Annotated in this window: 19 protein-coding genes; 14 read left to right on the forward strand and 5 right to left on the reverse strand. The window is 54.7% G+C overall.

Annotated elements, in window-relative coordinates; genetic code table 11:
• Positions 1 to 822 precede the first annotated feature (822 nt).
• Positions 823 to 3,027 carry a beta-glucosidase BglX gene (gene bglX / locus ACFPOF_RS11150; RefSeq protein WP_378132506.1) on the reverse strand — a complete coding sequence of 735 codons (2,205 nt, stop codon included), beginning with the start codon at positions 3,025 to 3,027 and terminating at the stop codon, positions 823 to 825.
• Between the two features lie 232 nt (positions 3,028 to 3,259).
• On the opposite strand from bglX, the gene ACFPOF_RS11155 reads away from it, so the two are divergent.
• Both ACFPOF_RS11155 and ACFPOF_RS11160 read left to right on the forward strand, forming a co-directional pair.
• The gene (locus ACFPOF_RS11155) at positions 3,260 to 4,240 is read left to right on the forward strand and encodes a LacI family DNA-binding transcriptional regulator (RefSeq protein ID WP_378132508.1); all 981 of its coding nucleotides are present in this window, start codon (positions 3,260 to 3,262) and stop codon (positions 4,238 to 4,240) included.
• Positions 4,241 to 4,259: 19 nt separating this feature from the next.
• Positions 4,260 to 7,064, forward strand: coding sequence for a glycoside hydrolase family 3 protein (locus tag ACFPOF_RS11160; RefSeq protein WP_378132510.1), 2,805 nt, complete (start codon positions 4,260 to 4,262; stop codon positions 7,062 to 7,064).
• A gap of 113 nt (positions 7,065 to 7,177) precedes the next feature.
• On the opposite strand, the gene ACFPOF_RS11165 is transcribed toward ACFPOF_RS11160, so the two are convergent.
• Both ACFPOF_RS11165 and ACFPOF_RS11170 read right to left on the reverse strand, forming a co-directional pair.
• Entirely contained in the window at positions 7,178 to 7,597 is a 420-nt protein-coding gene (locus ACFPOF_RS11165) for a GNAT family N-acetyltransferase (protein ID WP_378132511.1), read from the reverse strand.
• A gap of 30 nt (positions 7,598 to 7,627) precedes the next feature.
• Positions 7,628 to 8,611, reverse strand: a complete 984-nt coding sequence (locus ACFPOF_RS11170) for a GNAT family N-acetyltransferase (RefSeq protein ID WP_378133125.1) — start codon at positions 8,609 to 8,611, stop codon at positions 7,628 to 7,630.
• A gap of 162 nt (positions 8,612 to 8,773) precedes the next feature.
• Between ACFPOF_RS11170 and ACFPOF_RS11175 the strand changes: the two genes are divergently transcribed.
• Complete coding sequence (locus tag ACFPOF_RS11175) at positions 8,774 to 9,034, forward strand: hypothetical protein (protein WP_378132513.1); 261 nt, start codon at positions 8,774 to 8,776, stop codon at positions 9,032 to 9,034.
• On the opposite strand, the gene ACFPOF_RS11180 is transcribed toward ACFPOF_RS11175, so the two are convergent.
• Entirely contained in the window at positions 9,031 to 10,212 is a 1,182-nt protein-coding gene (locus tag ACFPOF_RS11180) for an MFS transporter (RefSeq protein WP_378132515.1), read from the reverse strand. The genes ACFPOF_RS11175 and ACFPOF_RS11180 overlap by 4 nt on opposite strands.
• A gap of 64 nt (positions 10,213 to 10,276) precedes the next feature.
• On the opposite strand from ACFPOF_RS11180, the gene ACFPOF_RS11185 reads away from it, so the two are divergent.
• The 5 genes from ACFPOF_RS11185 to ACFPOF_RS11205 all read left to right on the forward strand — a co-directional run bounded on the left by ACFPOF_RS11185 (position 10,277) and on the right by ACFPOF_RS11205 (position 15,320).
• Positions 10,277 to 11,266 (forward strand): helix-turn-helix transcriptional regulator, encoded by a 990-nt coding sequence (locus ACFPOF_RS11185; RefSeq protein ID WP_378133127.1) that lies wholly within the window; start codon positions 10,277 to 10,279, stop codon positions 11,264 to 11,266.
• Between the two features lie 96 nt (positions 11,267 to 11,362).
• Positions 11,363 to 12,856: a protein adenylyltransferase SelO gene (locus tag ACFPOF_RS11190; protein ID WP_378132517.1), complete on the forward strand. Its 1,494-nt coding sequence runs from the start codon at positions 11,363 to 11,365 to the stop codon at positions 12,854 to 12,856.
• 29 nt (positions 12,857 to 12,885) lie between these two features.
• On the forward strand, positions 12,886 to 13,635 hold the full coding sequence (locus ACFPOF_RS11195) for a GTP cyclohydrolase II (RefSeq protein WP_378132519.1): 750 nt from the start codon (positions 12,886 to 12,888) through the stop codon (positions 13,633 to 13,635).
• Positions 13,628 to 14,701, forward strand: a complete 1,074-nt coding sequence (locus ACFPOF_RS11200; protein WP_378132520.1) for an LLM class flavin-dependent oxidoreductase — start codon at positions 13,628 to 13,630, stop codon at positions 14,699 to 14,701. Before ACFPOF_RS11195 ends, ACFPOF_RS11200 begins: the two co-directional genes overlap by 8 nt.
• Before the next feature lie 34 nt (positions 14,702 to 14,735).
• The gene (locus ACFPOF_RS11205; protein WP_378132522.1) at positions 14,736 to 15,320 is read left to right on the forward strand and encodes a TMEM175 family protein; all 585 of its coding nucleotides are present in this window, start codon (positions 14,736 to 14,738) and stop codon (positions 15,318 to 15,320) included.
• Positions 15,321 to 15,343: 23 nt separating this feature from the next.
• On the opposite strand, the gene ACFPOF_RS11210 is transcribed toward ACFPOF_RS11205, so the two are convergent.
• On the reverse strand, positions 15,344 to 16,339 hold the full coding sequence (locus ACFPOF_RS11210; RefSeq protein ID WP_378132524.1) for an alpha/beta hydrolase: 996 nt from the start codon (positions 16,337 to 16,339) through the stop codon (positions 15,344 to 15,346).
• A 156-nt stretch (positions 16,340 to 16,495) separates the two neighbouring features.
• On the opposite strand from ACFPOF_RS11210, the gene ACFPOF_RS11215 reads away from it, so the two are divergent.
• The 6 genes from ACFPOF_RS11215 to ACFPOF_RS11240 form a co-directional block, all read left to right on the forward strand.
• On the forward strand, positions 16,496 to 17,137 hold the full coding sequence (locus tag ACFPOF_RS11215; protein ID WP_378132526.1) for a hypothetical protein: 642 nt from the start codon (positions 16,496 to 16,498) through the stop codon (positions 17,135 to 17,137).
• A gap of 90 nt (positions 17,138 to 17,227) precedes the next feature.
• Positions 17,228 to 17,767 (forward strand): NADPH-dependent FMN reductase, encoded by a 540-nt coding sequence (locus ACFPOF_RS11220; protein ID WP_378132528.1) that lies wholly within the window; start codon positions 17,228 to 17,230, stop codon positions 17,765 to 17,767.
• Positions 17,768 to 17,940: 173 nt separating this feature from the next.
• Positions 17,941 to 18,348, forward strand: coding sequence for an AbrB/MazE/SpoVT family DNA-binding domain-containing protein (locus tag ACFPOF_RS11225; protein WP_378132530.1), 408 nt, complete (start codon positions 17,941 to 17,943; stop codon positions 18,346 to 18,348).
• 20 nt (positions 18,349 to 18,368) lie between these two features.
• A complete protein-coding gene (locus ACFPOF_RS11230; RefSeq protein WP_378132532.1) occupies positions 18,369 to 18,755 on the forward strand; it encodes a type II toxin-antitoxin system PemK/MazF family toxin in 387 nt (128 codons plus the stop codon).
• Between the two features lie 49 nt (positions 18,756 to 18,804).
• Positions 18,805 to 19,119 (forward strand): antibiotic biosynthesis monooxygenase family protein, encoded by a 315-nt coding sequence (locus ACFPOF_RS11235; RefSeq protein ID WP_378132533.1) that lies wholly within the window; start codon positions 18,805 to 18,807, stop codon positions 19,117 to 19,119.
• A 258-nt stretch (positions 19,120 to 19,377) separates the two neighbouring features.
• A partial coding sequence (locus tag ACFPOF_RS11240; protein WP_378132535.1) for a discoidin domain-containing protein occupies positions 19,378 to 21,013 on the forward strand: 1,636 nt, incomplete at its 3' end.

Here is a 21,013-nt window from a genome sequence, read left to right on the forward strand (position 1 = left end):
ATTATGTTGATTCTTGATACTATCATAGATTCGCAAAAAAATGGAAGTTTAGGTTGGTTTTTAATTTAATGGATTATAGAGGAGTGTGGTTAGGTGGTGCACGGATGGGGATTTAGTGGTATAGTGCTCATTCTGCTTATTATTATTGTTCTTGTTAGACTTTTGAACTATTTTGTGAGTAGCGCAATTAATAAATCGGAATTTAAGAAATCAGTAGATAGCGATCTCAAAAGGATTAAGGAAGACATTAATAACATTGTTGAAATATTGAAATCACAAGACAAATAAACGAATTGTAAGAACCTTTGGCGTAAACAGAACAACAAAGAGGACATCCCCTTTTTAGCGAAATTGACGGTATCGGAGCCAAATTTCGAAAAAAGGGGATTTCCCAATCCTGTCAGAGGAAGGCAACCATAGCGACAGCTCATCTCATCCTGAGAATGATATTCCGTATGCTCAGGGACAAAGTGCCTTTTACCGTTAAGATAGAATCCGTTGAAACCTCATAAAAAATGACTAACGCGCTCTTAGTGGGGAGTGTCTTTTTGCGCTTTTTAGGGACTTACATTTTCGTAAAAAAAGTTTCCCATGACTTTCATACTCGAAAGGACCTCAAATCCCACTGCAAAGCGTGTGGGGATTGAGGTCCTTTCTCTACGAAGGCCAATCGACGAAAAAAACGCAATTGTGCCGCGAACGAGTCGGCCGACTACAAGATCCGGAGGATCGGCAACTGGGCGGACGAATTTGGGTGGAAGTTCATACAAAGTCGTACCGGCAATTGGCTGTTGGCGCCCCTCTTGTGTATGGATGCCAGTTTTATTTCACCAGTCGGAACGGAAGAGCGGCGTTATCCCGGCTGCTGGAGCCGACGAACGCGACGAACGAGCCCGCATCGCTGCTATGCGACAGATCGGAATGATAGTAACGAAGTTGTTCCTCTGTCAGCTTGAAGACGACCTCGCTGCACTCGCCGGGCTGAAGCGTCACTTGACGGAAATCTTTCAGCTCCTTCACCGGACGTACAACTTCGCCGGAGACGTCCCTGACGTAGAGCTGAACGGTCTCTGTGCCTGCGACGTCTCCCGTATTTGTCACCCGTACGGTGACGGAGAGAGTTTGCTCGGGCGTCATCGTGTCGGCGGAAATCGATGCATCCGCATATTCAAAAGACGAGTAGCCGAGGCCGAAGCCGAAAGGCAGCAACGGCTCGTTCGGAATGTCCAAATATTGCGACACGTAGCGGACTTGCGCATCCGGTGCGCCTTGAGGGCGTCCGGTGTTGAAGGCGTTGTAATAGACCGGCACTTGGCCGACGCTGAACGGGAACGACATCGTCAGACGACCGGACGGGTTCACGTCGCCGAATAGCAGGTCCGCGACGGCCAGACCGCCTTCAGAGCCTGGGAACCAGGCTTCGAGCACGGCGTTCGTCTCGTCGTAGATGCCGTGCAGGTCGAGCGGACGCCCGTTGAACAGCACGGAGACAGTCGGCTTGCCGAGTGCACGGACGCGGCGGATGAGTTCGAGTTGTGCTTGCGGGAGCCGAATGTCCGCCCGGCAGCCGGCTTCGCCGCTCATGTCGGAGTGCTCGCCGAGCGCGAGGACGATGACGTCGGCAGCTTGCGCGGCGGTTGCCGCTTCGAGCCATAGCGTCTCGTCGAAGGCGTCGATGCCGCAGCCGTCGGCGACGGTCATGTCGGCAGGGGCGAGAAGCTTGCCGCGGATCGCTTCGGACAGACGGACGACGGCATCCTGCGAGCCGGTCCACGACCAAGGGCCGAGCAGATCGCCGCTGCGGGCGAACGGTCCGATAACCGCGATCCGCTGGGAAGGCTTCAGCGGCAGGACGCCATAGTTCTTCAGCAGCACGCAGGATTTGTGTGCCAGATCAAGCGCAGCGGCACGATGGGCGTCGCTGAACACGATTTCCTTCTCGCGCTCCGGATCTGTGGCACGATAAGGATTGTCGAACAAGCCTAGCTTATCCTTCAACTGCAGAATGCGAAGCACGGCCTCGTCGATAAGCGCCTCGTCCACTTCGCCGCTGCTAATGAGTTCGGACAGATGATGCGCGTAACACGCGGTCATCATCTCGATGTCGACGCCGGCTTTCATCGCCTTCAGCGCCGCTTCCGATTCATCGGCGGCGATGCCGTGCGCAATCAGTTCCTTCACCGCGCCCCAGTCGGAGATCAGGATGCCGTCGAAGCCCCATTCTTCCCGCAGCAGCTTGCGCATGAGCGGGGCGTTGCCTGTGGCTGGAATGCCGTCGACCGTATTGAAGGAAGTCATAACCATCTCGCAGCCTTCGTCGAGAGCAGCTTTGTAGGCGGGCAAGTAGAATTCCCGAAGCTGGCGGGCGGACATGTCCACGGTGTTGTAATCGCGGCCGGCTTCCGCAGCGCCGTAGGCGGCGAAGTGTTTCACGCAGGCGGCGACGCGATCGAGGTCTCCCGTCAAGTCGGTTCCTTGGAAGCCGCGGACGAAAGCCCGTGCGTATAGTGAGTTCAAGTAAGGGTCCTCGCCAGTCGATTCCATCACACGGCCCCAGCGAGGGTCGCGCACGAGGTCGACCATCGGCGCATAGGTGACGTGAACGCCGGAGACGGACGCTTCCTTGGCGGCGATCTCCGCGCTGAGCTCGGCAAGCTCCGGATTCCAAGAGCATCCAATCGCAAGGGGAACGGGGAAAATCGTCTTGAAGCCGTGGACGATATCCGCCATCATCAGCAGGGGAATGCCCAGCCGATTATGCTCCAGATGCTTGCGTTGAACATTGATCGTCTCTTGCGCTCCCGCCATGCCTAGAACAGATCCGGCGTTATGGACCGTCCTCTCGGTAATGCCGAGCGAGGCCATCGGGCCGGTAATTTGCCCTGCATCCGAAGCGCCTTCGAAGAAGGGGACAGCGAGCTGGATCAATTGGGCGATTTTCTCGTCCAACGTCATTCGTTCCAGATATTCGTGTAAAGACAGCTTCTCATGCGAAGAAGCGGATGGGTGCGAAGTAGAATCGGACATCGTGGTGTACCTTCTTTCTATCGAGTTGTCGATCGGATGTTGTCGAAACGTTTCTACGACGATTATAATTCCGGCTATCGCGTGCGTCAAATGCTCTTTTCCAGTTGAAAACAGTGCGATTATCCGATAGAATGGGACGTAATCGACTGGTAAGTTGAATTTTTACGGCCTTTTTTACAATATATAGCTTCGAATTGAAACGTTTCTACAAATCAAAAGGGAGGGGCAAGCCGTGGTCAGCATTAAAGACATCGCCAAGAAGGCAGGCGTCTCCATATCGACCGTATCCTATGCGCTGAACGGCAGCGATCGGATCACGAAAGAAACAACCGAGCGAATCACGGCGATCGCGGCGGAGATGGGGTACGTTCCAAACGGGGCGGCCCGAATGCTGAAGAAGCGGGAGTCCATGCTGATCGGCATGTACTTGACCGGCTATGGCGGCCATTTCTACGGGGATCTGCTTCAAGGGGTCAAAGAGGAACTGAACCGCAAAGGTTACGATCTGATCGTCTGCAGCGGACGTCAGTCGCACCGGCTCATTCCGGAGCGGACTTTCGACGGAGCCATTATTCTCGATGCCGCGTTTTCCGATGAAGAACTGATTGATTACGCAGACCGCGGGCATAAGCTGGTCGTGCTGGACCGGGAGCTGGCGCACGTCAACGTGAACCAGGTGCTGCTCGACAACAAGGCGGGCGCGTCGCTGGCGATGGAGTATTTGCTGAGCCAAGGTTATGACCATATTTACGTCGTGAGCGGGCCGGAAAATTCTTACGACGCCCGGCAACGCATGCGGGCGGTCAGGCAAGCGATCGAACGGGCGCCGCACGTGAGCTTCTCGGAAATTCCGGGTGCCTTCGACAAAACCTCGGGCTATGAGGCGGGAGCATTAATCGCGGCGGAGTACGATCGGCCCGTCGGGGTATTTTGCCTGAATGACGAGATGGCGGTAGGTTTGTTCGATTATATTCAGAGCCATACTTCGCTCACCGTCGGAGAGCACATTCACCTGATCGGCTACGACAACATCGAGCTGGCGCAGTATATGCGTCCGAGATTGGCGACGATCGATTACTCCATGCGGAAATGGGGGGCGCTCGCGGCCGAGCAGCTGCTGAAGATGATTGGCGGTGAACCGGTCGAAGCCGAGCGAATATACGTGAAGCTGATCGAAGGGGATTCTGTGAAGGGCATATCAAACGAGGGTTAGAATAGAGAGGAGAAACGGCATGAACACTCAGACACAACAGATCGGCGTCCCTTTGGAAGGTTTCGCAGCGTTTAGTCGTACGGTAGCGGCGGAAGGCGCGGTGTTGCTCCGGAACGAAGGGCAGGCGCTTCCGCTTCTCGGCGGAGACAACGTTGCGATTTTCGGCAGAACGCAAGTCAATTACTACCGCAGCGGCACGGGTTCGGGCGGAAGCGTCCACGTTGCGTATACGACGAACTTGCTTGACGGCTTGCGCGGCAAGATAAATATAACCGTCAATGACGAGTTGGCTGCCGTATACGAGAAATGGATCGAGAGCCATCCGTTCGATAACGGAGGCGGAGGCTGGGCGGCGGAACCGTGGCATCAGCAGGAGATGCCTCTATCGGATGAGCTCGTGGCTCGCGTCAGAAAACGGTCCAACAAGGCGATCGTCGTTATCGGCCGCACGGCGGGGGAAGACCAGGACAACGCGGACAAACCCGGCAGCTATCGGTTGACAGAGGACGAGCAAACGATGCTGAAGCAAGTGACGGCCTTTTTCGAACAGACCGTCGTTGTACTGAACGTATCCAACATTATCGATATGAGCTGGCTGGAATCCGAGACATACATTCATCCGATTTCATCCGTTATTTACGCTTGGCATGGCGGCATGGAAGGCGGGAATGCGATCGCGGACGTGTTGGTCGGGGACGTGACGCCGAGCGGGAAACTCACCGATACGATCGCCCGTTCCATCGAGGACTACCCGTCAACGCGCAATTATGGCAACGAGCTGGCGAACTTGTACCAGGAAGATATCTTTGTCGGCTATCGCTATTTCGAGACGTTCCGCCCGGACCGCGTGCAGTTCGAGTTTGGCTCCGGTCTCTCTTATACATCGTTCCGTCTCGAGCCTGAGGCGGCTCAATTGACCGAAGTGAAAGGCGAACAAGTCATCTCCGTCGACGTCGTCGTCACCAATAGCGGCGCTGTCTATTCGGGCAAAGAAGTCGTGCAAGTGTACTACGAAGCGCCGCAAGGCATGCTGGGACAACCGGCAAAAGTGTTGGCGGCCTTCGGCAAAACAAAGCTGCTTAAACCCAGCGAATCGCAGCGTCTGACCATCAGTTTTCCTGTCCGTTCCATGGCTTCGTACGATGATGCCGGCGCGACGGGACATCGCTCCGCTTATGTGTTGGAAGCCGGAACATATCTGCTCAATGTCGGAACGAGCGTGAGGAACGCGGCGGCGGTCGGCTTGCAAGATCAAATGGGTTATGTCGTCGAAGAGTTGCGGATCGTCGAACAGCTTGAAGAAGCGATGGCGCCGACGACGGCTTTCGCGAGGATGAAGCCTGGTGCACGTCGCGATGACGGTTCGTATGAGCTCGTCTTCGAAGAAGCGCCGCAGCGCACGATTTCGATGGCGGAGCGGATCGAGAGCCGTCTGCCGGCCACACTTCAGCAGACGGGCAATCAAGGCTACAAGCTGAGAGACGTCCATGACGGCAAGATCGGCTTGGAAACTTTCGTCGCGCAGCTAAGCGACCAAGATCTGGCCGCGATCGTCAGAGGCGAAGGCATGAGCAGCCCGCTTGTGACGCCGGGAACGGCTTCGGCTTTCGGCGGCGTCAGCGACAGCTTGCTTGGCTTCGGCATCCCGGTCGGCTGCACGGCGGACGGACCGTCAGGCATCCGGATGGACAGCGGGCAGAAGGCAACCCAAGTGTCCATCGGCACGTTGCTCGCAGCGACGTGGGATACGGAACTGGTGGAACAGTTGTACGTCATGGAAGGTCAGGAGCTTGTCCGCAACAACGTGGATACGTTGCTCGGACCCGGCTTGAATATTCGGCGCAGCCCGCTGAACGGGCGCAACTTCGAATATTTCTCGGAAGACCCGCTTATTTCCGGGGCGTTCGCCGCGGCGTGTACGCGAGGCATCATGAAAGGCGGCTCTAACGCCACGCTGAAGCATTTTGCCTGCAACAATCAGGAGAAGCACCGCAGCAAAGTGGACGCGGTCGTCTCCGAACGCGCGCTTCGCGAAATATATTTGAAGGGTTTCGAGATTGCGGTGAAGCAAGGCGGCGCGAATTCGATCATGACCTCCTATAATCCGATCAACGGACATTGGGCGGCTTCGAATTACGATCTGAATACGACGATTCTTCGCGGAGAATGGGGTTTCCAAGGCATCGTTATGACAGACTGGTGGGCGGTGATGAACGACGTCGTCCAAGGAGGCGCCCCGGATCGGAAGTATACTAATTGGATGGTCCGCGCGCAGAACGACTTGTACATGGTCGTCAGCAACTACGGCGCGGAGATTAACGCTTACGACGACAACACGCTGAAATCGCTGGCGAACGGGACGTTGACGAGAGGCGAACTGCAACGCTCCGCTATGAACATCTGCTCGTTCTTGATGCGTGCGCCGGTTTTCTCGAGAGATCAGGCGATTGTAGAGTCTGTCGAATCGTTTAAGGCGAACGGGGCGCTTTCTGCTTCTGCAGAGCAGTTGCAAGTCCAATCGTTGTCCGACAACGCTCAGGTGAAGCCTGCCGCCGCCGGATCGACTTTCATGAAGGTCGATCAATCCGGGCAATACCGGATTATCGTGTACATCATGTCACCGGAATCCGAATTGGCGCAAAGCGCCTGTAACGTGTCGCTGAACGGGCAACTGATGACGACTGTTCAGACGAACGGCACAGACGGCAAATGGATGATGATGAAGCTCTCGAAAGTCGAATTGGAAGAGGGGCTTTACGAATTGGAATTGGAATTCGTAAAGCCGGGATTGCAGATCGATTGGATCGAATTCAAGCGGGTTTAGAAACGTGAGCAATTAACATTAGTTCGGCGAAAACGGGACTGCCCCATATGGGACAGTCCCGACTGATACCAAAAGACGGGGCCTCGGACGAACGTATAACGGTTGTCTTCATTTTAGAGATTCTTTTTCAAATAGTAATGAGTATACCCGCCGGCATTCTCGAGGGTTCCGAAAATCTCGTATCCTTCTTTCTGGTAGAATTCCAGCGCTTGAAAGCTTAATGTATCCAGCTTGATGAAGTCGCATTGCTTCAGCCTGGAGATGCGTTCGGCTTCCTTCAATAGATTTCGGCCGTATCCCGAATGACGAAAGAGCTGGTCCACGAATACGTAATGGATCTCCAGCCAGTTCCAACAGAACTCCCCGATAACTCCTCCGCGGATTTGATCCTCCGAATCGAGCAGGAATAAATTCAACTCGGCGAATCTTCCCTTCAAACTGTCCGGAAAATGCAGCGAATTGAACTCGAACATTTTGTTTCGTAAGTACTCTCTATACTCCGACTTAGACTCGTTAAAGATTCTTAGCGACATCTTCTTCTCCTTCACTCAAACCTCAATTACCTAAAGCTCCCGTACCATTTTATAACTGCCCGGCTCCGCGCGGAAACCGATCAAATCGCGGTTAATACGCAACATCGGGACGTTCATGGAGTCGTTGTGCGTTTTCAAGTACGGAGCTTTGTTCGCAATCGCGGACCGTATGCCGAGCATCTTCAAGGCGAGCGCTATCCGGCGCCCACGGTATTCCGGAAGCACAGCGGTGTACTCGTGATACATCGCTTGCGTCTGCTCATTGTGCTGCAATGTGACAACTCCGACGTAGCGATCTTCGTCTTTGGCAATATGAATCCATTCGGGGCGTATGCCCGGGGGATCGAGATTCCATTTCTTCCACTCTTCGAACCAGGGGAAGTCGCCGGAATAACCCGGAATATCGGGATGCGTCACCCGGTAGAGTTCGTGCAGTTTCCGCTCGTTCTCTTCCCCTGGCTCCTCGGCTAACGTGACGAATCGGATGCCGGATTGCTCTGCTTTCTCGACGGACGAATTCAGCTTATCATCGGGCACGAAGGCATCCAGGTTCAGTACAGATTCGAAAGCATGACGCTCCTTGACGTAGCCGTGACGTCCCGCGAAAGCCAGCGATCGTTCGTCCGTTTCCCACAAATATTCGATAAGACGCGAGGCTTTGACTTCCCGCGCCCAGTTCAGGACAGTCGCATAAAGAGCCGTACCTACGCCATTCCCGCGAACGTCCGGCCGGACGACGAGCGTATGGATGAGCGTCCCGGCTTCCGTCCATGGCGCCCGCCAGGCGATCGCATAAGCGATCACCTGGCCGCTTTCGTCTTCCGCGACCCATTTGGGGCGATCCCACCCCATCAGCAAACCTTCATCGTTATAATGGAGCTGGCCCGGAGGGATGTTCTCTTCGTCGCGCTGCAGTCGCTCGGCCGTTGTCGGTTCAGCCCAGATGAGGTTGACGAGCGACGCGACAGCGGCGAAATCATCGGGATGGCGCAATTTGCGAATCGTAAAGCGCATCAACTTCAACCTCTCTCTCCTATATTTTTACAAGTATATTATCATAGATCCACGCCCGAGCGATGTTTTAAGCTGTTTTTTACCTATTTTTTACACAAAATAGACATCGCGATAATGGGAGTCGGCTATGCTGATAACAGTGAGAGGGAGAGGAGAGCAACGATGTTAACGATACCTAGACACGAACCTGTAAAATGGCCCGAATTCCGCATCTCCAACAGCGAATCGATGCAGAACAAGCTGCAATATCGAATTCGCACCGGGAGTATGAACGAGGCCGAGTTGGATCATCTGCAGTCTCAATGTACGAATGAGCTTCATACGCTTCGTTCCGAGCTTGACCTGTTGTTGCAAGAACTTCGCCAGAGCTTGGCCATGGATTCAAACACAAACCGTATCCCGAGGAAACGCATCGCTGCCTAAGAGGGCAAGGGTGCGTTTTTATTTGCCCGGCTTCCGAAAACGCCGCTGGCCAGAAATGTCGCAAGCGAGAGCGCGAGGCAAATCCCCGAGAAGACCCCGATCGAGGCATACCCTCCGAACTGAACGTATAGCACGCCGGCAGCCCACGCCCCTAGCGTGTTCGCGCCGTTCATTGTCGCGTTGGCCAAGCTGGAAATCGTGCCCCGGATTGAAGCGTTCAGCGAAGTGAGCGCCCCCATGATAAGCGGAAAAATGCTCCCGAGAAACGTGCAAATGACAAAGTAAACGATTGTTGCCGCGGGCAGGCTCGCTAACCGAGACATGACTACATACAATACCATCGGAGCGACCATTCCCACCGCGATCGCGTTGGCGGTTCCGAGCTTCTTGGCTGCATACGCACTGACAGTGCTGCCAAGCAGATTACCGAGTCCGAGAAAAATCATGACGGTTCCGAGCTGTCCGATCGGAAGCTCGAAACGGTCGGACATCCACTTCCCGACAAACGCGAACGATGTGCCGCATCCCAGATGGAGGAGCAAGTAACCGAAGAAACCTCCCCTAGCTTTGGCGCTTGCGACCAAGGGGACGTAACGGCTCAGAATCGATACCCCGCGTTCCTTAGCTGCGGTTGGCCGGATATCGGGCAACAAGCGGTGGGCGATGATGCCGAGCAGCAGTGACGCGGTGCCGATCGTCCAGAACGGCACAGACCAATGCGAGCTTGCTAGCCAGCTTCCGAGAGGCACGCCGAACGCTTGGGACGCGGCAAGTCCGGCGAAGGCGATGCCCATCGTCTTCGCGATTCGCGGTGCCGGCATGACGACGGGGATGGAAGCCCATATTTGCGGGGCTGTGAACGCAGCGCTGACACCGGCCAGGAAACGGAACAGACACATCGTCCAGAAGTCGACCGCGAAGCCGCATAGCATCGTCGAGACGGAGAAGCCAAGCAATCCGCAGAGCAGCACTGTTCGGCGATTCCAGCCGTCGGACAGCGGTCCGGCGATCAAGGCGAAGACGGCGGAGCCGAGCGTGTAAGCTCCGAGCATCCATCCGGCGATCGATGTCGATACGTCGAATTGCGCTTGCAGGGTCGGGAGGAGCGGTGAAATCAGGAAAGTATCGGTTCCGATCATGAACATAACGAGGAAAAAAAGCACAGTGTATTTGCGCACGGTGGATCACTCCTAAGGGTTAGCGTTGCTTGCGTTTTCTAGCGTAAGCTATAATAGTGACACGATTTGTCATGAACTTGAAAATAGTTTGGAGAGGATGATTTCGAGGATGCCGAAGTCCAAAAGGCTGATGGAACTGATGATGACCGTCAACCGTAAGCGTCGGTTTAAGGTGAAGGAGCTTGCGGACGAATTCGGCGTCTCCTCGCGGACGATTCTCCGGGATTTGCAAGAACTGAGCGAGCTCGGCGTGCCGCTGTATTCGGAAGTCGGGCCGAGCGGAGGGTATCAGGTCGTCAGGGAAAGGGTGCTTCCCCCCATCGCGTTCACGGAGGAAGAGGCGGTGGCCATGTTCTTCGCCGTACATGCGCTGCGCCATTACTCTTCGCTGCCGTTCGAGGCGGAATCGGCATCGGCGCTGCGCAAGTTTTACCTTCATATGCCCGGGGACGTTCGGGATCGGATCGACCGGATGAAGGACAGGGTCGATTTCGTGACGCCGACGAGACGAGGGGAAGCGCCGAGTCTGGCGCTGCTTCTTGATGCGGCCGTACACCGGAAACTCGTCGTCATCGACTATGAGTCGAAGGAAGACTGGGCGGACAGTCGGCTTATTCAGCCGGTGTGCATCTACGCGAATAACGGCTTCTGGTATTGCACGGCGTATTGTTTTTTGCGGGAAGGCTTTCGGGTGTTTCGCTGCGACAGGATTCGGGAAGCGAAGGCAGATGAGTCCGGCACGGAGCCGCACGATCTTGGCGACGTCCGTCTTAGCCGGAGGGAGGCGGCGGAGCCAAGAGAACCGATACGCCTCCGTGCCGAGTTGACCCGGGCAGGCGTTCAGCGCTGCGAATCCGAGCTGTGGCTGGCGCCAATGATGGAAGTGCGCGAAGACGGCAGCGGCGCGATCGATCGGGACGTTTCCCGCGGGGATATTCTGTTCTACGCGGATTTCTTTATCGGTCTAGGGGCGGAGGCATCGCTGGAGGGGCCGGCGGAATTGAAGGAAGCGATTCGGAGGAAACTGACGGAAATGCTCGCCCGATATGAGTGAGCGGATGGGTGAACTGGGTCGGTACGATCATGTCGTGGAATAGATGAAACAGCGGTATAATATAAAAATGTCACACGCTAGGAAGAAGGGGATCTGATGAGCGGCAATGATGAAAGACCGTTGACAGGCTGGCGCTTCGACAATAGTTATGCCCGGCTTCCGGCGTTTTTGTATACGAAACAAGGCCCGACACCGGTATCCGCACCGAAGCTAGTCGTTCTGAACGAGCCGCTAGCGGCCTCACTAGGCTTAAACGCCGAGTTGCTACGCGGAGAGGAAGGCTCCGAGATCTTCGTAGGCAACCGAATACCGGAAGGGGCAGAGCCTCTCGCTCAAGCTTATGCCGGACATCAATTCGGCCACTTTAACCGACTGGGCGACGGAAGAGCGCTCTTGCTCGGGGAACAGTTAACGCCTTCCGGCGAACGGTTCGACATTCAGTTAAAAGGCTCGGGGGCGACGCCATACTCCCGCCGGGGAGACGGGCGGGCGGCGCTCGGGCCGATGCTGCGCGAATATATCATCAGCGAAGCGATGCACGGGCTCGGCATTCCGACGACCCGCAGCTTGGCGGTAGCGAGCACGGGCGAAACGATCTACCGCGAGACTGAGCTGCCCGGCGCGGTGCTGACACGCGTCGCAGCCAGTCACATTCGCGTCGGCACGTTCCAATTTGCGGCACAATGGGGGACGGAAGATGAGCTTCGGACCCTTGCCGACTACACGCTTGAGCGACATTATCCGGAAGCTTCGGCGCTGGCGGAAGCGGACAACAACAACCGCTATCTCGTTCTGCTTCGCGAAGTCATCGCCCGCCAGGCGGCGCTTATCGCACAGTGGCAGCTCGTCGGTTTCATCCACGGCGTCATGAATACCGACAATATCGCCATAAGCGGCGAGACGATCGACTACGGGCCGTGTGCTTTCATGGATGTCTACGATCCGGCGACGGTGTTCAGCTCCATCGACACGAACGGCCGCTATGCGTTCGGCAACCAGCCGAACATCGGGGCATGGGATCTCGCCCGGTTCGCCGAGGCGTTGCTGCCGCTGCTTCACGAAGACGAGGCGCGGGCGATCGAGCTTGCGCAAGAAGAGCTTGCCGAATTCGCCCGGTTGTTTAATCGTCACTGGCTGAACGGGATGAGAGCGAAGCTCGGGCTGTTCGGAGAGGAGCCGGAGGATGCGGCGCTTGTCGATACGCTACTCGACCTGATGAAGCAACATGGGGCGGACTATACGAATACGTTCCTAGCCTTGACCTACGACACGCCGATCGGTCAGGAAGCTTCGCTGTTCTCTACGCCGACATTTGCCGATTGGCGGCAACTGTGGCAAACGAGACAAAGCAAGCAACCGCAATCCAAGGCCGAGTCGGAACGTTTGATGCGTAGCAGCAATCCCGTTGTCATTCCACGGAATCACCGGGTGGAAGCCTCGCTCGAAGCTGCCGTGCATGGAGATCTCGGGGTGATGGAGAGTTTGTTGGACATCCTCGCCAATCCTTACGAGCTTACGCCGGAGAGACTGGAATACGCCGCGCCACCGGGAAGCTCTTCGCGTCCTTACCGCACTTTCTGCGGAACATAAACTCATTACGAACATGAAGGAGTCACCTTATGCCAGAACTTCAAGAGAAAGTCGTTGCCATACTGGAGAAAAAAATCAAACTGGTCAGAAGCGGTGCAGATGCTCTCTATATTGTTGGCCCTATCCAGTTGCCCGTGAACCTGGATGGGGAAACCGTCCAATTTCAGTGGTATTGTTGGTTACGTTGCAACGAAGTGACGGAAAATTACGAACGGATCATCGAGAAGTTGTCGTCCGTCAATCTGGCTGAGATGCAGCAATCTAGCGTTCTTGCTTACGGGGACTTCTCGGACAACGAAGACGCGCTGATCCGGATGCATTCTATTTGCCATACGGGGGACATTTTCGGCAGCAAACGTTGCGATTGCGGCTATCAGCTGGAACGCTCGCTCAAAATGATCGTGGAGCATGGGGCGGGCGCTCTCTTCTACTTGGCTAATCATGAAGGCAGAGGCATCGGGCTGTTCAGCAAAGCGATGGCGTATGTGCTGCAAGAGAACGGCTTCGACACGGTTGAAGCGAATCTGGGCCTCGGTTTCGTCGATGATTCCCGCAACTACGCGGACGCGATCGAAGTGCTGAAGTCGCTGCGCGCTAAGCCGGTCAAGCTCATCACGAACAATCCGAAGAAGCTGGACGCTTTGAAGAACGCGGGGATGGACTTGGCGGGCAGAGTGCCTTTGTGGGGCAGCGTCTCCGAATATAACGAGAAATATTTGCAGACGAAGATCGACCGATCCGGCCACTTGGCTACCGCAAGCGGATGCCCGAATGACTGACAGCATGATCGGAAAAGACAATGCCGGAATCGAGATCGGACTATATACGTTAGGAGATATCGGCAACGATCCTCGGTCCGGGCAAGCAGTCAGCGCACGTCAGCGATTAAAGGATATCGTGCAGGCGGCCGTACTGGCAGACGAAGCCGGTCTGGATCTGTTCGGTGTCGGCGAGCATCATCGCCTCGACTACGCCGTGTCCGCGCCGCCGGTCGTATTGGCTGCTATCGCGCAGGCAACGAAACGAATCCGGTTAACAAGCGCGACAACCGTTCTGAGCACCGTCGATCCGGTTCGACTGTTCGAAGACTTCGCGACGCTCGATCTTCTCTCGGACGGACGCGCTGAAATTATTGCCGGAAGGGGTGCGTTTCTGGAGTCTTTCCCATTGTTCGGTTATGATCCGGGTGATTACGATGCGTTGTTCGCGGAAAATATGGAGCTGTTCCTGAAGCTGGACGAAGCGGATACGGTGACTTGGCGAGGCAATCATCGCCCGTCCTTGGCAGATGCCGAAATCTCGCCGCGTCCGATCCAAGCGCGATTGCCGATGTGGCTCGGCGTCGGCGGTTCACCGGAAAGCGCGATTCGCGCTGGCGAGATGGGCATCGGTATGGCGATCGCGATTCTGGGCGGCGATCCGAAGCGGTTCAAGCCGTTCGTCGACCTGTATTACAAGGCTGGCGCCGAGGCTGGGCACTCGCGAGAAGAGTTGAAAGTCTGCATCACCGGACACGGGTATTTCGCCAAGACGACGCAGCAGGCGCTGGATGAATTTTATCCGTACTATGCGAATTATTGGTCTTACGTGAACCGGCAGAGAGGCATTAATCGCAGCTTGACGAGGACGGACTTCGAAGGCATGACGGGGCCGGATTCCGCGTTGTTCGTCGGCAGCCCGCAGCAGATCGCGGAAAAAATTTTGCATCAGCACGAGACGTTCGGGCATCGGCGGTATATCGCCCAGATCGACATCGGCGGCATTCCGTTCCGCCAAGTCGCCCAAGGCATTGAGTTGCTGGCGACTGAAGTTGCGCCGATCGTTTGGAAGGCGATACGCCCGTAATCGAGACATTCTCACCGGTAAAGGAGCGGACTTCATGAAAGTCAATCGCATGGAAGCGTTCAGCGACGGCGTACTCGCCATTATTATTACGATCATGGTGCTCGAGTTCAAAGTGCCTGAAGGCCACGACTGGCATTCGCTGGCGGGTCTTGTACCGAAGATTCTTAGTTACGCCGTCAGTTTCGTGTACGTAGGGATTTACTGGAATAACCATCATCATCTGCTTCATACGGTACGTACGCTTCACGGCAAGCTGATGTGGCTGAACTTGCTGCTGTTGTTCTGGCTGTCGCTTGTTCCTTTCTCCACGGCGTGGATGGGGGAAAGCGAATTCGCCGCTACGCCGACTGCGTTGTATGGCATAGTACTGTTATGCGCAGCGATATCATACACGCTTCTTCAACAAGCCATACTCAAGCAACATGCTCCGGATTCGCCGTTCGCACAAGCGATGGGGACGGATTGGAAAGGCAAAGTTTCTCCGGTTTTATATGTCGCGGCAATTGGGACAGCGTATTTGAACGCTTGGGTATCTTGCTTTTTCTATGTGTTGGTCGCTGTCCTCTGGTTCGTGCCGGATCAAAGAATCGAGAGAGTGTTCAGAAGCGATCCGATGTAGAGTTTGTCATGATGCGTTGCCGGTCAGTGTACATATTGTCCAATAAACTTGCCGACTTCCTGCTCGTAACGCGTAGGGTCGACATGTTGCGCAAGGCCGTGTCCGGCTTTGGGGACGAGATACAGGCTTTTATCCGGCGGGCCGTTCTCGTACAGCTCGCGAACCATCCAGGTCGGCACGAACGTATCCGCTTCCCCGTGGATGAACAGCGTCGGCGTTCTGGACTTCCGCACTTGAGCGAGCGCGGATGCTTCTCCAAAGAAGTATCCCGCTCTCATACGGGTCATTAGACTTGTAAACGGTATCATGGGAAAAGACGGCATGCGGTACAGACGCTTCAATTGGTATGCAAGCTGGTCTTTGACCGATGTGTATCCGCAATCCGCCACGATAGCTTTGACGTTCGCAGGCAGTTCCTCCCCGCTCGCCATCAATACAGTCGCGCCTCCCATCGAGATGCCGTGCAGTACGATTTGGGCATGCGGACCGATGTGGGCGATTACTTGATCGATCCATTTGATGTAGTCGAGCCGCTCATGCCATCCGAAGCCGATATATCTTCCGTCGCTTCTGCCGTGTCCTCTGGCGTCGGGAAGCAGCACGTTATAGCCGAACGCATCGATATACATTTGTGCCAGCTGGATCATCTGTTTGGCATCCCCGGAGTAGCCATGGGCAAGAATCGCCGTTTTGCCAGGCAAGCCGGCCGCTTTAATGAAGTAGGCACTCAATTGCAAGCCATCGTCGGACGAGATACGCCAGTCCGCGATCGTTTGGTTTTCCCACCAATCGTTGTCGTGCAGATCGGTATGCCGATCGGAACCGCGGTCCGCGCGCGCGCTTGCGTTCGCTGCGAGATCGGGGCTGGCGCCGAGGAAGCTTTTGTCCGAGCGGGCGATTGCCAAACGGTAAAAGTACAAGCTGGAGCCCGCGATAGCGGACGAGATAAGGGCAAGGAATACGGGAATGGCCAGAACCACGAAAACCACCTCTTTGGCGGGTTTAACGTTAGTATCCAACCTGATCTTATCTCCTTATGCATGGGTGTGAATGGGGGCGTTGTTGAAACTCATCTCCGCGGGAGGGAAATCATTCCAAGGTGTAGAATGATGTAATAGTCGAACGATGTCACAATCGCCCGGCGTATACGGAACCGAAGGAGCTTGATCGGCGTTATGGTCGTCATTTCTTGGATGATCGTTATCCTCTTTTTCATTAGTATTTACCGCTTTCTGGCGCATCGGAAAACCAATCACCAACGAGCCAGCGATTACGCGTTCGTCGGGCATGCCTTCCTCTTCATCGGGGCTTGCATGTACGCGGTGGGTGCCAGCACGGATCCGGAGGTGTATAAGACTTCATCGGATCATGTTGGATATATTGGTGGATTGGTGATCTTGTTCGGTTTTCCTGCCGTCTTCTTTTATGTGTTTGCCAAGTCGAGACAACGAAAAATGCGGGATCGTTACAAGGCATATTACCAATTGGTGATCGATAAGGGAATGTCGGAAGTCGATCAGATCGCCGTTGTCATGAGATTGAGCAGGAAAGAAACAATGCAGGACTTGGAGTACCTCATAGCTACGGGAATAATCCCTGACCTGTTCGAAGAGGGTTATTCGGCGGAGGAAGAATGCTCCGACGAAGAGGATTATGTCGACGAGGAAGAGTACGATGAAGAATATGACGAAGAAGTGTACGACGAAGAGCCGGAAGGTCCTGTTCCGGTTGTCTGTTCCGGCTGTGGAGCGACTTCGACGGTGAATCCGGGCAAGCGCCGGACATGCGAATATTGCGGGCGGGCGTTGGCCGGCTAGTCAGTGTCCGGTGTTGGACATAAATTTTTGAAAAATGTATACTTTAAATGACGATCGTTCAAAAGCGACGAATCATTGGGGGGTACTCTCATGTCCAAGTTAAATATCGGGATTATTCTGGGAAGCACACGACAAGGGAGAGTAAGTCCCCAAGTCGGAGAATGGGTGAAAAGCAATGCCGACAAGCGGGGCGATGCGAATTACGAAATCGTCGATATTGCCGATTACAAGCTGCCGCTTCTTGGGGAAGCGGATGCGACGGAGCAGGCGACTGCGTGGAACGTCAAGCTGGCGAGTCTAGACGGTTTCGTCTTTATCGTACAGGAATATAACCACAGCATCACCGGCGCGTTGAAGAATGCGCTCGACTATGCGAGGGATGCGTGGAACAACAAAGCGGCCGGTATCGTCAGCTACGGTTCCGTCGGCGGCGCTCGGGCAGCCGAGCATCTGCGCGGCATTCTAGGCGAATTGTCCGTCGCCGATGTCCGCATACATCCTGCACTGTCGCTGTTCACCGACTTCGAGAACGGCTCGGTGTTTAAGCCGGCCGAACTGCACTTGACGAACTTGAACGGCATGCTCGACCAAGTGCTTGCTTGGAGCGGTGCTCTGAAGACGTTGAGGTAACAATAAAGCGAGAGACCATCCCACTAACGCGGTGAGATGGTCTTTTTCGTGTTTACGGACATTTATAAGGTTCTTTCGTTTAGAGTTTGCATAGATTGGATAAACAAATGTATATCCGATCGGAAAGGGGCATGGTATACTTGGTTCATAAAAAGGGTAAGGGGTTGAAGAAAATGGTGATGGTAAAAACGGCAGACTTCAATCATGTCGATGACGGCGGTCTGAAGAACCTTACGATACTCGACAAGGAGATTGGCGTCGGAAAGTTCGGAAGATGGGGAAATAGTAGCGCGATTCGGATTCCGTCGGAGGTCATGAAGCTTGCCCATATCACCGATACCTCTGATTTTCTGTTCTACATCTCTACGGAAGGCGACATCGTTCTTCGCCCGAAGAAAGCGGAAGAAGAGGAAATGATTGCGGGTAAACCGCGTTCTTACTATACGAATCGAATGGCGGAAATGCGTAAACAGATGGACATGCATGCTGCAGATGGTGTGAAACCACATTCCGAAGAGAAAGTCTGGGGAATGGGTTCGGTAGGTTCCGAAAGGTTCTGGGAAGGCGAAGAGAGCGAATAGGCTGAAGGGAATATGAGATCATGGCGATTCAAGGGAAAGTCAAACGCGGGAGTATCGTCTGGATGCATTTCGAGCCTCATGCGGGGCAAGAACAGGGCTTCTGGCGCCCTGCGCTCGTACTATCGAACGGGATTATTTCCGCCACCATTCCCCTTGCTTTTGTTGTTCCCATTACGACAGAAGTTAAAGGGTATGCATACGAGGTGCCCGTTCCGCCAGGAATCGAGGTTATTGGCGCAATGGCAGGTCAAGATGACCTGGATATGCTTTCTGGTGTCGCTCTTACGTTCCATGGGAAATCAGTCGACCTGTCGGCGTGCAATGCGGCTGTCATTGGTGAAATCGATCCCGAGTCGGACTTCTATAAAGAAGTGGAAGACAATGTCCTTACTTTTATCCTTTCATAAGCACTACCTGATTAACGAATTGCCTATTGGCTGAAGGAGTGAGGTCGGCATGAGCAGAGAGATGAGCGAGCCATATTACGCGGTGGTTTTTACGAGTCAACGTTCGGACGGGGATAACGGATACGGCAATATGGCTGACCGGATGGAAGAGCTAGCTCGCGAGCAACCGGGATTCCTGGGCGTCGAGAGCGCCAGAGATGCTTCGGGGGCTGGGATTACCGTTTCCTACTGGAGCAGCTTGGAGGCGATTGCGAACTGGAAGAAGCACGAGGCTCATCAAGTTGCTCAGGAAAAAGGCAAGCAGACGTGGTACGAGAACTATAAGGTCCGAATTTGCAAAGTTGAGCGGGAGTATTCGTTCTGATAAAAAAACGGGGGCGCGGCGAATCGCGTCCCCGTTTTTCCTATTGTGAGCAACAATGCCGAATAAATCGGTGTATTTCTGAACTTTGTAGCCTATTCATTTGCGCGCTAAACTCTCATATTAAAAATGTAAAGCGCTTTCGGTTATTGCTCGATTTTATTCGTTAAACGGAGGTGCTGCCATTTCTCGAAAAACGAATAGCAGTCTAGGGTAAATCTGCAAGGAGCATTTCCAATTTCAATAAGGGAGAGTTCCGTGATGAAAAAACAAATTAGCTCATTATTATCTCTGAGTCTATTGGCGTCGGCGTTCGTGTTCGTAAAACCGTCCAATGCAAGCGCTGCTGCCGCGGACTTTCAAATCGGTATTTTCTGGCCGCCGGTCAGCGCTTATTCCAACGCGACCCAGTTTGACTATATCCGTGACGCGCACATCAATCTCATCCACAACGTGGATAGCACGGACTTGGATACGGTCGCCGAGAACAATAATATGCTGAGCCTTGCCAGTTCGAGAGGCATCGCGGTTTCCGTGGCGGATTCCCGAAGCAAGACGCTCGACAGCGCAACGAACGCGCAGATCGACGCCATTGCCAGCGATTACAAGAACAACGCGGCCACATTCGGTTACTACGTCAAGGACGAGCCTGTGCCGGCCCAACTCGCCGGATTCGCCAGGGCCTATAACCGCTTCTTGTATAACCATCCCAGTTCGGAGCCTTACGTAAACATGCTGCCGACCTATTACGGCTTCGCGGATTATCCGGGTTACTTGAACCAGTGGATTGAAACGGTTGGCGCCTCCAATCTGAAGACGCTTTCGTACGATCACTATCCTTGGCTATCAACAGCTCTGTCGATTCGGTCGGATTACTTTCAAAACCTGGAGTACATTCGGCAAGCCGGCTTAAAATATAACGTGCGCACCGGTTCCTACCTGCAATCGATAGGCATCCCGGGCGTATATCGGCGGCCGAACGCCAACGAGCTGAGATACAACGCATATACGAATGTCGCTTATGGGATTAAAGCATTGTACTGGTTCACCTGGTGGACGCCGACGGGACAACCCGAATCGTTCACCGACGCCATTATCGACGCAAGCGGAAACAAGACGGACCTGTACGCGCCGGTTCAAGCGATCAACGGAGAAATCGAGAAGCTCGGGCCGACGCTCGTCAAGCTGACCTCCCAAAGCGTCTACCACAACGGCGTTATGGCGAGCGGTACTGTGCCGATTCCGAACAATTTCTTCTGGAAGCCGGCGGACGCGAGCGCCAATGTCATGATCTCGCATTTCAAACATTCGAACGGCAGACACTACGTGATGGTCGTCAACAGAACGTTGACGGATACGCTTACGCTGTCTTTTAACGTGAATCCGAAGCCGTCTTCCGTAACCGAAGTGTCCAAAACGACGGGGCAGGAAATGGCTACCAATTACAACGCTGCGACAGGTGTGATCTCCTCGAGCTTCGCTCCGGGAGAAGGCAGACTGTATGCGTTACCGGACGGTTACAGCCCCGAGTACAGTCTGGCGTTGAACCGCAGCGTGTCTGCCTCCAGTTCGGCTGAGGCGTGGGATTGGTTCAAAACAAAGCTTGTCGACGGACAAACCGGCACGGTTGCCGGCTCCGCTGGCTGGTCAAGCAACAACAACCTGACGACGAATCACACGGAATGGGTCACAATCGACTTGGGCGCTCTTAACGTTGTCAACGAAATTCGGATGTTCCCGCGTAATGACGGCGTCAATGCGGGTTACGGCTTCCCCGTCGACTTCCAAGTACAAGTTTCCTCCGACAATACGAACTGGACGCCTGTCGTTACGCGCACCGGTTACGCCAATCCGGGCGGCGCCGTTCAAACCTTTACGTTCGGCAGACAAGCAGCGC

This window comes from Cohnella soli, from assembly GCF_042655525.1.
Classification (GTDB): Bacteria; Bacillota; Bacilli; order Paenibacillales; family Paenibacillaceae; genus Cohnella; species Cohnella soli.